Annotated in this window: 8 protein-coding genes, 2 rRNA genes and 1 riboswitch (1 of these 11 only partly in view); all 10 genes read left to right on the top strand. The window is 39.8% G+C overall.

Annotated features, from left to right (window positions below; translation table 11 throughout):
- Positions 1 to 1001 (top strand): 23S ribosomal RNA (locus AABL52_RS25390) (it extends 1921 nt beyond the left edge of the window).
- A 48-nt stretch (positions 1002 to 1049) separates the two neighbouring features.
- Positions 1050 to 1165 (top strand): 5S ribosomal RNA (gene rrf / locus AABL52_RS25385).
- A 423-nt stretch (positions 1166 to 1588) separates the two neighbouring features.
- Positions 1589 to 1690, top strand: a riboswitch (purine riboswitch).
- 110 nt (positions 1691 to 1800) lie between these two features.
- Positions 1801 to 2286: a 5-(carboxyamino)imidazole ribonucleotide mutase gene (gene purE, locus AABL52_RS25380; protein WP_000839367.1), complete on the top strand. Its 486-nt coding sequence runs from the start codon at positions 1801 to 1803 to the stop codon at positions 2284 to 2286.
- Positions 2283 to 3434 carry a 5-(carboxyamino)imidazole ribonucleotide synthase gene (purK, locus tag AABL52_RS25375; protein WP_341518673.1) on the top strand — a complete coding sequence of 384 codons (1152 nt, stop codon included), beginning with the start codon at positions 2283 to 2285 and terminating at the stop codon, positions 3432 to 3434. Before purE ends, purK begins: the two co-directional genes overlap by 4 nt.
- Positions 3431 to 4738, top strand: a complete 1308-nt coding sequence (gene purB / locus AABL52_RS25370; protein ID WP_016133478.1) for an adenylosuccinate lyase — start codon at positions 3431 to 3433, stop codon at positions 4736 to 4738. The genes purK and purB overlap by 4 nt, the downstream gene beginning before the upstream one ends.
- An 88-nt stretch (positions 4739 to 4826) precedes the next feature.
- Positions 4827 to 5546, top strand: a complete 720-nt coding sequence (purC, locus tag AABL52_RS25365; protein ID WP_097819407.1) for a phosphoribosylaminoimidazolesuccinocarboxamide synthase — start codon at positions 4827 to 4829, stop codon at positions 5544 to 5546.
- Positions 5539 to 5793 carry a phosphoribosylformylglycinamidine synthase subunit PurS gene (purS, locus tag AABL52_RS25360; protein ID WP_000278821.1) on the top strand — a complete coding sequence of 85 codons (255 nt, stop codon included), beginning with the start codon at positions 5539 to 5541 and terminating at the stop codon, positions 5791 to 5793. The genes purC and purS overlap by 8 nt, the downstream gene beginning before the upstream one ends.
- Positions 5790 to 6473, top strand: a complete 684-nt coding sequence (purQ, locus tag AABL52_RS25355; RefSeq protein WP_000666772.1) for a phosphoribosylformylglycinamidine synthase subunit PurQ — start codon at positions 5790 to 5792, stop codon at positions 6471 to 6473. The genes purS and purQ overlap by 4 nt, the downstream gene beginning before the upstream one ends.
- On the top strand, positions 6457 to 8676 hold the full coding sequence (purL, locus tag AABL52_RS25350) for a phosphoribosylformylglycinamidine synthase II (protein WP_098239744.1): 2220 nt from the start codon (positions 6457 to 6459) through the stop codon (positions 8674 to 8676). The genes purQ and purL overlap by 17 nt, the downstream gene beginning before the upstream one ends.
- Positions 8661 to 10076 (top strand): amidophosphoribosyltransferase, encoded by a 1416-nt coding sequence (gene purF, locus AABL52_RS25345; protein ID WP_000879028.1) that lies wholly within the window; start codon positions 8661 to 8663, stop codon positions 10074 to 10076. The genes purL and purF overlap by 16 nt, the downstream gene beginning before the upstream one ends.

The raw sequence follows: 10076 nt of genomic DNA, 5'->3' as shown, positions 1-10076 counted from the left end.
AAACGGCGGCCGTAACTATAACGGTCCTAAGGTAGCGAAATTCCTTGTCGGGTAAGTTCCGACCCGCACGAAAGGTGTAACGATTTGGGCACTGTCTCAACCAGAGACTCGGTGAAATTATAGTACCTGTGAAGATGCAGGTTACCCGCGACAGGACGGAAAGACCCCGTGGAGCTTTACTGTAGCCTGATATTGAATTTTGGTACAGTTTGTACAGGATAGGCGGGAGCCATTGAAACCGGAGCGCTAGCTTCGGTGGAGGCGCTGGTGGGATACCGCCCTGACTGTATTGAAATTCTAACCTACGGGTCTTATCGACCCGGGAGACAGTGTCAGGTGGGCAGTTTGACTGGGGCGGTCGCCTCCTAAAGTGTAACGGAGGCGCCCAAAGGTTCCCTCAGAATGGTTGGAAATCATTCGTAGAGTGCAAAGGCATAAGGGAGCTTGACTGCGAGACCTACAAGTCGAGCAGGGACGAAAGTCGGGCTTAGTGATCCGGTGGTTCCGCATGGAAGGGCCATCGCTCAACGGATAAAAGCTACCCCGGGGATAACAGGCTTATCTCCCCCAAGAGTCCACATCGACGGGGAGGTTTGGCACCTCGATGTCGGCTCATCGCATCCTGGGGCTGTAGTCGGTCCCAAGGGTTGGGCTGTTCGCCCATTAAAGCGGTACGCGAGCTGGGTTCAGAACGTCGTGAGACAGTTCGGTCCCTATCCGTCGTGGGCGTAGGAAATTTGAGAGGAGCTGTCCTTAGTACGAGAGGACCGGGATGGACGCACCGCTGGTGTACCAGTTGTTCTGCCAAGGGCATAGCTGGGTAGCTATGTGCGGAAGGGATAAGTGCTGAAAGCATCTAAGCATGAAGCCCCCCTCAAGATGAGATTTCCCATAGCGTAAGCTAGTAAGATCCCTGAAAGATGATCAGGTTGATAGGTTCGAGGTGGAAGCATGGTGACATGTGGAGCTGACGAATACTAATAGATCGAGGACTTAACCATATAATATGTAGCAATGTTATCTAGTTTTGAAGGAATATGCCTTCATAGTTTGGTGATGATGGCAGAGAGGTCACACCCGTTCCCATACCGAACACGGAAGTTAAGCTCTCTAGCGCCGATGGTAGTTGGGACCTTGTCCCTGTGAGAGTAGGACGTCGCCAAGCAAAAACCTAAGTCGATTCGACTTAGGTTTTTTTGTGTTTATTTTTATATAAGCCTAAAGAAGAAAAAAGAATGAAAATAAGGCTATTCCAAGTGCTCCTAAAATAATCCCTATAATAGGGAACGTTAAAAGTGAGATGATATAAAGGAGTATTCAATCATTACAGCAATGACTGCGATACAAAGGAACAAATGTGAAAGAGTATAGTTATTTTTTTGTTATTGTTCTCCTTATAAAATGAATATAAACGATTATATGTAAGATAGATCTCTAGAAATATATGTTCTAATTTCTTATCCTTCTTGCATATAGTTACAATTATTCTTTTGAATATAACTAAAACACGAACGTTATTGGTGAGTAATAAAAAAACATTCGATTATTTGTTGACATTGTTTATGAAATATTGTTAATATAGCCATAGAAAGAATAATATATAAGACCTCATATAATCGCGGGGATATGGCCTGCAAGTCTCTACCTAACGACCGTTATTCGTTAGACTATGAGGGAAAGTCACTCGGTATTTTTCTATTCACAAGGGATACGTATGCCTGAGTAGAGCACTTTCTCTCATAGTAAAAGAGAAACTGTTCTATTTCAGGCTTTTTTTATTTGAATCGGGGGGATTCTAATATGAAATCACTAGTTGGAGTCATAATGGGAAGCACGTCAGACTGGGAAACAATGAAATATGCTTGTGACATTTTAGATGAATTAAATATACCGTATGAGAAAAAAGTTGTATCAGCTCATCGGACTCCGGATTATATGTTTGAATATGCAGAAACGGCTCGTGAACGTGGATTGAAAGTTATTATTGCTGGAGCTGGTGGAGCAGCGCATTTACCAGGAATGGTTGCAGCGAAGACGAATCTTCCTGTAATCGGAGTTCCAGTTCAATCAAAAGCGTTAAACGGCTTAGATTCATTATTATCCATCGTCCAAATGCCAGGAGGGGTTCCGGTTGCAACTGTTGCAATTGGTAAGGCTGGTTCAACAAATGCTGGTTTACTTGCTGCACAAATACTTGGATCATTTCATGATGATATACATGATGCATTAGAATTAAGACGAGAAGCAATTGAAAAAGATGTGCGCGAAGGTAGTGAGCTAGTATGACGAGAATCATTTTACCTGGAAAAACAATCGGCATTATTGGAGGCGGCCAGCTAGGAAGAATGATGGCATTGGCAGCTAAGGAGATGGGATATAAAATTGCTGTTTTAGATCCTACAAAAAATTCACCATGTGCACAAGTTGCGGATATTGAAGTTGTTGCATCATATGATGATTTAAAAGCAATTCAGCATTTAGCGGAGATCAGTGATGTTGTCACATATGAATTTGAGAATATTGATTATAGATGTTTGCAATGGCTTGAAAAACATGCTTACTTACCGCAAGGCAGTCAGTTGTTAAGTAAAACGCAAAATCGTTTTACAGAAAAGAATGCAATTGAAAAAGCGGGATTACCAGTAGCAACGTATAGATTGGTTCAAAACGAAGAGCAGCTTACTGAAGCAATTACCGAGTTATCATATCCTTCCGTCTTAAAAACAACGACAGGTGGATATGATGGGAAAGGGCAAGTTGTTTTAAGAAGTGAAGCTGACGTTGATAAAGCGCGAGAGCTTGCGAATGCAGCAGAGTGTATTTTAGAGAAATGGGTGCCTTTTGAAAAAGAAGTATCAGTTATTGTCACTCGTAGTGTAAGTGGTGAAACGAAAGTATTTCCGGTAGCGGAAAATATTCATGTAAATAACATTTTGCATGAATCTATCGTTCCAGCTCGCATTACAGAAGAACTTTCTCAAAAAGCAATTGCTTATGCAAAGGTGCTCGCGGATGAACTAGAACTTGTGGGAACACTAGCGGTAGAGATGTTTGCTACAGCTGATGGTGAGATTTATATTAATGAATTAGCACCAAGACCTCACAATTCAGGCCATTATACACAGGATGCATGTGAAACGAGTCAATTCGGTCAACATATTCGAGCAATCTGTAATTTACCTCTTGGAGAAACAAATTTGTTAAAACCAGTTGTCATGGTAAACATTTTAGGCGAACATATAGAAGGGGTCCTAAGACAAGTGAATAGATTAACCGGGTGCTATTTACACTTGTATGGAAAAGAAGAAGCAAAAGCGCAGCGAAAAATGGGGCATGTTAATATTTTAAATGATAATATTGAAGTCGCCCTAGAAAAAGCAAAGAGTTTGCATATTTGGGACCATCAAGAACAACTGTTGGAGGGAAAAAAATGATTAGTCGTTATACACGCCCAGAAATGGGTGCAATTTGGACGGAAGAGAACAAATTTAAAGCGTGGTTAGAAGTTGAGATTTTAGCTTGTGAAGCATGGGCTGAGCTTGGCGATATTCCAAAAGAAGATGTTAAAAAAATTCGTGAGCATGCATCATTTGATATTGATCGTATTTATGAAATTGAAAAAGAGACACGTCATGACGTAGTTGCATTCACTCGTGCTGTATCAGAAACACCAACATTAGGTGAGGAACGTAAATGGGTTCATTACGGTTTAACATCTACAGACGTAGTAGATACAGCGTTATCTTACATTTTAAAACAAGCAAATGAAATCATATTAAAAGACTTAGAAAACTTTGTAAGCATTTTAGCTAACAAAGCGAAAGAGCATAAATACACGATCATGATGGGAAGAACACACGGTGTTCATGCAGAACCAACAACATTTGGTTTAAAACTTGGTCTTTGGTATGAAGAAATGAAACGTAACGTAGAGCGTTTCAAACAAGCTGCGGATACAGTTCGCGTTGGTAAATTATCTGGTGCGGTTGGTACATACGCAAATATCAATCCATTCGTAGAAAAGTATGTTTGTGAAAACTTAGGATTAGAAGCAGCACCAATTTCAACACAAACATTACAACGTGATCGCCATGCTCATTACATGTCAACACTTGCACTAATCGCAACATCTATTGAAAAGATGGCAGTTGAGATTCGTGGTTTACAAAAGAGTGAAACACGTGAAGTTGAAGAGGCTTTCGCAAAAGGCCAAAAAGGTTCTTCTGCAATGCCACATAAACGTAATCCAATTGGATCTGAAAATATGACTGGTTTAGCTCGTGTTATCCGTGGTTATATGATGACAGCGTATGAGAATGTTCCATTATGGCATGAGCGTGATATTTCTCACTCTTCGGCAGAACGCGTAATATTACCAGATGCTACAATCGCATTAAATTACATGCTAAATCGCTTTGGTAATATCGTTAAAAACTTAACTGTATACCCAGAGAATATGAAACGTAACATGACAAGAACATACGGCTTAATTTACTCTCAGCGTGTAATGCTTACATTAATCGACAAAGGTATGGTACGTGAAGAAGCTTATGATATCGTACAGCCTAAAGCGATGGAAGCTTGGGAAACACAAGTACAATTTAAAGAGCTTGTAGAAGCTGATGAGCGCATTACGAGCAAGTTAACACAAGAAGAAATTAATGAATGCTTCAACTATGAGCATCATATGCAACACGTTGATACAATCTTTGAACGCTTAGGATTAAACGAGGCGTAAAATTCCATATGGCACAGAATAGAGTCATTCTGTGCCATTATTTATAAAAATATTATTCACATTTTTCAAACTACAGGGGGCTTGCGAAATGCAAAAGCTAGAATTGCTGTATGAAGGTAAGGCAAAAAGAATTTATCGTACAGAATCAGCAGATATGGTTTGGGTAGAGTATAAAGATAGTGCGACTGCTTTCAATGGGGAGAAAAAAGAGACGATTACAGGAAAAGGTCGTTTGAACAATGAGATTACAACTTTATTGTTCAGAAAGTTACAAGAAGTAGGAATTAAAACACATTTCGTTGAGAAGTTATCTGAGATAGAGCAACTTGTTAAAAAAGTGAGTATTATTCCTTTAGAAGTTGTCACAAGAAATGTAATTGCAGGAAGTCTTTCAAAACGATTAGGAATGGAAGAGGGAACTGTACTTGCAGAACCAATCGTAGAATTTTACTTCAAAGATGATGATTTAGGAGATCCACTTGTAACGGAAGATCATATTCGTGTATTAAACGTTGCATCGCCAGAGCAAGTAAGCGTATTAAGAGAAATGGCTCTACAAATCAATCAAGTGTTGATTGATCATTTCGCAAGCTGTCGTGTAAGATTAGTAGATTTTAAATTAGAGTTTGGTGTAACAGATGAAGGAGAAATCATTTTAGCAGATGAAATTTCACCAGATACTTGCCGCTTATGGGATGAAACGAGCAATGAAAAATTTGATAAAGACGTATTCCGTCGTGACCTTGGAAATTTAACAGAAGCTTATGAAGAGATTTTAAAACGTTTAGGGGGAATTTCACATGTATAAAGTTAAGGTATATGTAACATTAAGAGAAAGCGTATTAGATCCACAAGGAACAGCAGTAAAAGGGGCACTTCATAGTCTTTCGTTCACAGAAGTACAAGACGTTCGAATCGGAAAATATATGGAATTAACAATTGATAAATCAGTATCTGACCTTGACGCAAAGGTAAAAGAAATGTGTGAAAAACTATTAACAAACGTTGTAATGGAAGACTTCCGTTATGAAGTTGAGGAGGTTGTCGCACAGTGAAATTTGCAGTTATAGTATTCCCAGGTTCGAACTGTGATGTCGATATGTTCCATGCAATTAAAGATGAGCTTGGTGAAGAAGTAGATTACGTTTGGCACGATAGAGAGAATTTAGATGAATATGATGCAATTTTACTACCTGGTGGATTCTCTTACGGTGACTATTTACGTTGTGGTGCTATTTCTCGCTTCGCGAATGCAATGAAAGCAGTGCAAAAAGCTGCTGAGCAAGGAAAGCCGATTTTAGGTGTATGTAATGGATTCCAGATTCTTGTTGAATCAGGATTACTACCAGGAGCATTAATGAGAAACGAAAACTTGAAATTTATGTGCCGAACAGTTCAGTTACGTGTTGAAAATAATGAAACGATGTTTACATCACAATATGAAAAAGATGAAGTCATTAATATCCCAATTGCACATGGTGAGGGGAATTACTATTGTGATGAAGAGACTCTTAAACAATTAGAAGAGAATAATCAAATCGCATTCCGTTACGTAGAAAACCCGAATGGAAGCGTTTCAGATATTGCTGGTATTGTAAATGAAAAAGGAAATGTACTTGGTATGATGCCACACCCAGAGCGTGCTGTAGATGAATTACTGGGCGGTGCTGAAGGGTTAAAAGTCTTTCAATCTATCTTAAAACAGTGGAGGGAAACATATGTCGTTAATGCTTGAACCAAATCCAACACAAATTAAAGAAGAGCGCATATATGCGGAAATGGGGCTAACAGACGAAGAGTTTGCCATGGTTGAAAAGATTTTAGGCCGTCTGCCAAATTATACAGAAACAGGATTATTCTCAGTTATGTGGTCTGAACATTGCAGTTATAAAAATTCAAAACCAGTGCTTCGAAAATTCCCAACAACAGGTGAGCGCGTTTTACAAGGACCTGGGGAAGGTGCTGGAATTGTAGATATCGGTGATAATCAAGCGGTTGTATTTAAAATGGAGAGTCATAACCACCCATCTGCTATTGAACCATATCAAGGAGCAGCAACAGGTGTTGGTGGTATTATCCGTGACGTATTCTCTATGGGAGCACGCCCAGTAGCTTTATTAAACTCACTTCGCTTCGGTGAATTACAGTCACCACGTGTGAAATATTTATTTGAAGAAGTAGTAGCAGGGATTGCAGGATACGGTAACTGTATCGGCATTCCGACTGTTGGCGGCGAAGTACAGTTTGATCCATGTTATGAAGGAAATCCACTTGTAAATGCAATGTGCGTAGGCTTAATTAATCATGAAGATATTAAAAAAGGGCAAGCGCACGGTGCTGGAAATACAGTAATGTACGTAGGAGCATCAACTGGTCGTGACGGTATTCACGGTGCAACATTCGCATCTGAAGAGTTATCTGAAAGCTCAGAAGCGAAGCGTCCAGCAGTTCAAGTAGGAGATCCATTTATGGAGAAACTTCTTATTGAAGCTTGCTTAGAACTGATTCAGTCAGATGCACTTGTTGGAATTCAAGATATGGGTGCAGCTGGTTTAACATCATCTTCTGCGGAAATGGCAAGTAAAGCAGGAATGGGTATTGAAATGTACTTAGATGATGTACCGCAGCGTGAAACAGGAATGACACCATATGAAATGATGCTATCTGAATCACAAGAACGTATGCTAATCGTTGTGAAAAAGGGTAGAGAGCAAGAAATAGTAGATTTATTTGAGAAGTACGGTCTTGCAGCCGTTACGATGGGGAAAGTAACGGAAGACAAAATGCTTCGCTTATTCCATAAAGGTGAAAAGGTAGCTGAAGTACCAGCAGATGCTCTTGCAGAAGAAGCACCAATTTATCATAAACCATCAAAAGAAGCAGCATACTTTGCTGAATTCCAGGCAATGAAAATGGAAACACCAAAAGTAGAAAATTATAAAGAAACGTTATTCGCTCTATTACAACAACCGACGATTGCAAGTAAAGAGTGGGTTTATGATCAATATGATTATCAAGTTCGTACAAGCACAGTTGTTACACCAGGTTCAGATGCGGCAGTTGTACGTGTACGCGGTACAGAAAAAGGGTTAGCAATGACGACAGATTGTAACTCTCGCTACATTTATTTAGATCCAGAAGTGGGCGGTAAAATTGCAGTAGCAGAGGCAGCACGTAATATCGTATGTTCTGGAGGAGAGCCGCTTGCAATTACAGATTGCTTAAACTTCGGTAATCCAGAAAAACCAGAAATCTTCTGGCAAATTGAGAAATCAGTAGATGGTATGAGTGAAGCTTGTCGCACATTACAAACGCCAGTTATCGGCGGAAACGTATCAATGTATAACGAACGTAGTGGTGAAGCTGTATATCCAACACCGACAGTTGGGATGGTTGGACTTGTACATGATTTAAAACATGTAACAACACAAGAGTTTAAGCAAGCTGGCGATTTAGTTTATGTAATTGGAGAGACGAAAGCTGAGTTTGGTGGAAGTGAATTACAGAAAATGATTCACGGCAAAATTTTCGGTCAATCGCCAAGCATCGATCTAGATGTAGAATTAAAGCGTCAAAAACAAGTATTAGCAGCAATTCAAGCTGGCCTTGTTCAATCTGCTCATGATGTTGCAGAAGGTGGTTTAGCAGTTGCGATTTCAGAAAGCGCAATTGGTGCTAACGGCTTAGGTGCTACTGTGAAATTAGATGGAGAAGCAACAGCCGTATTATTCGCTGAATCACAATCTCGCTTCGTTATCACTGTAAAACGTGAAAATAAGGAAGCGTTCGAGAAAGCGGTAGAAGCACTTCAAGTTGGAGAAGTGACAAATACAAATGAAGTAACAATTCATAATGAAGAAAATGAAGTATTACTTACAGCAAATGTAGATGAAATGAGAAAGGCTTGGAAAGGGGCAATCCCATGCTTGCTGAAATAAAGGGGTTAAATGAAGAATGTGGCGTTTTTGGAATTTGGGGGCATGAAAATGCAGCACAAGTTTCGTATTACGGATTGCATAGTTTACAGCACCGTGGACAAGAAGGCGCAGGCATCGTCGTAAATAATGGTGAGAAAATTGTTGGTCACAAGGGGTTAGGTTTAATATCGGAAGTATTTTCAAGAGGTGAGCTAGAAGGCTTAAACGGAAAATCAGCAATTGGACACGTACGATATGCGACAGCTGGCGGAAGTGAAGTTGCTAACGTTCAACCATTATTATTCCGTTTTTCTGATCATAGTATGGCATTAGCTCATAACGGAAACTTAATTAATGCAAAAATGCTTCGCCGCGAATTAGAAGCAGAGGGAAGTATTTTTCAAACAAGTTCAGATACAGAAGTACTTTTACATCTTATTAAACGTAGTACGAAAGATTCATTAATTGAGAGTGTAAAAGAGGCTCTAAATAAAGTAAAAGGTGCGTTTGCATATCTTTTACTAACTGGAAATGAAATGATCGTTGCGCTAGATCCGAATGGATTCCGTCCTCTTTCAATTGGAAAGATGGGGGATGCTTACGTTGTAGCATCGGAAACATGTGCTTTCGATGTAGTAGGTGCAACATACATTCGTGATGTAGAACCAGGTGAACTACTTATCATCAATGATGAAGGAATTCACGTAGATCGTTTTACAAATGAAGTAGATCATGCAATTTGTAGTATGGAGTACATTTACTTTGCGCGTCCAGATTCTAATATTGCAGGTATTAACGTCCATGCAGCACGTAAAAACATGGGAAAACGTTTGGCGGCAGAAGCCCCTATTGAAGCTGATGTTGTTACTGGCGTGCCAGACTCTAGTATTTCGGCAGCAATTGGTTATGCGGAGGCAACAGGTATTCCATATGAGTTAGGATTAATTAAAAATCGTTACGTTGGACGTACGTTTATTCAACCTTCTCAAGAACTGCGAGAGCAAGGGGTTAAGATGAAGCTTTCAGCAGTAAGAGGTGTAGTTGAAGGAAAACGAGTTGTTATGATTGACGATTCTATCGTAAGAGGAACAACGAGTAAACGAATTGTTCGCATGCTTCGCGAGGCTGGAGCGACAGAAGTTCACGTAAGAATTGCGTCACCACCTCTGAAATATCCATGCTTCTATGGCATTGATATTCAAACGAGAAAAGAATTAATTGCAGCAAATCATACAGTAGAAGAAATTCGTGAAATAATCGGTGCAGACTCATTAACATTTTTAAGTGAAGATGGTTTAGTAGATGCAATTGGACGTCCATATGAAGGGAAATACGGCGGTCTATGTATGGCTTACTTCAATGGAGATTACCCAACAGCTCTTTATGATTATGAGCAAGAGCTTTTAGAAAGTATGAAATAA

The sequence above is a fragment of the Bacillus paramobilis genome (assembly GCF_038096195.1).
GTDB lineage: Bacteria > Bacillota > Bacilli > Bacillales > Bacillaceae_G > Bacillus_A > Bacillus_A mobilis.
Note: the sequence above shows the minus strand (reverse complement) of the source record. Positions and strands in the feature narration are given on the sequence as shown.

Excerpts from the sequence above, each read along its gene's own strand:
- purS (WP_000278821.1), top strand. The coding sequence starts at position 5,539 with ATGTATAAAGTTAAGGTATATGTAACATTAAGAGAAAGCGTATTAGAT.
- purL (WP_098239744.1), top strand. The coding sequence starts at position 6,457 with ATGTCGTTAATGCTTGAACCAAATCCAACACAAATTAAAGAAGAGCGC.
- purK (WP_341518673.1), top strand. The coding sequence starts at position 2,283 with ATGACGAGAATCATTTTACCTGGAAAAACAATCGGCATTATTGGAGGC.
- purF (WP_000879028.1), top strand. The coding sequence starts at position 8,661 with ATGCTTGCTGAAATAAAGGGGTTAAATGAAGAATGTGGCGTTTTTGGA.
- purB (WP_016133478.1), top strand. The coding sequence starts at position 3,431 with ATGATTAGTCGTTATACACGCCCAGAAATGGGTGCAATTTGGACGGAA.
- purC (WP_097819407.1), top strand. The coding sequence starts at position 4,827 with ATGCAAAAGCTAGAATTGCTGTATGAAGGTAAGGCAAAAAGAATTTAT.
- purE (WP_000839367.1), top strand. The coding sequence starts at position 1,801 with ATGAAATCACTAGTTGGAGTCATAATGGGAAGCACGTCAGACTGGGAA.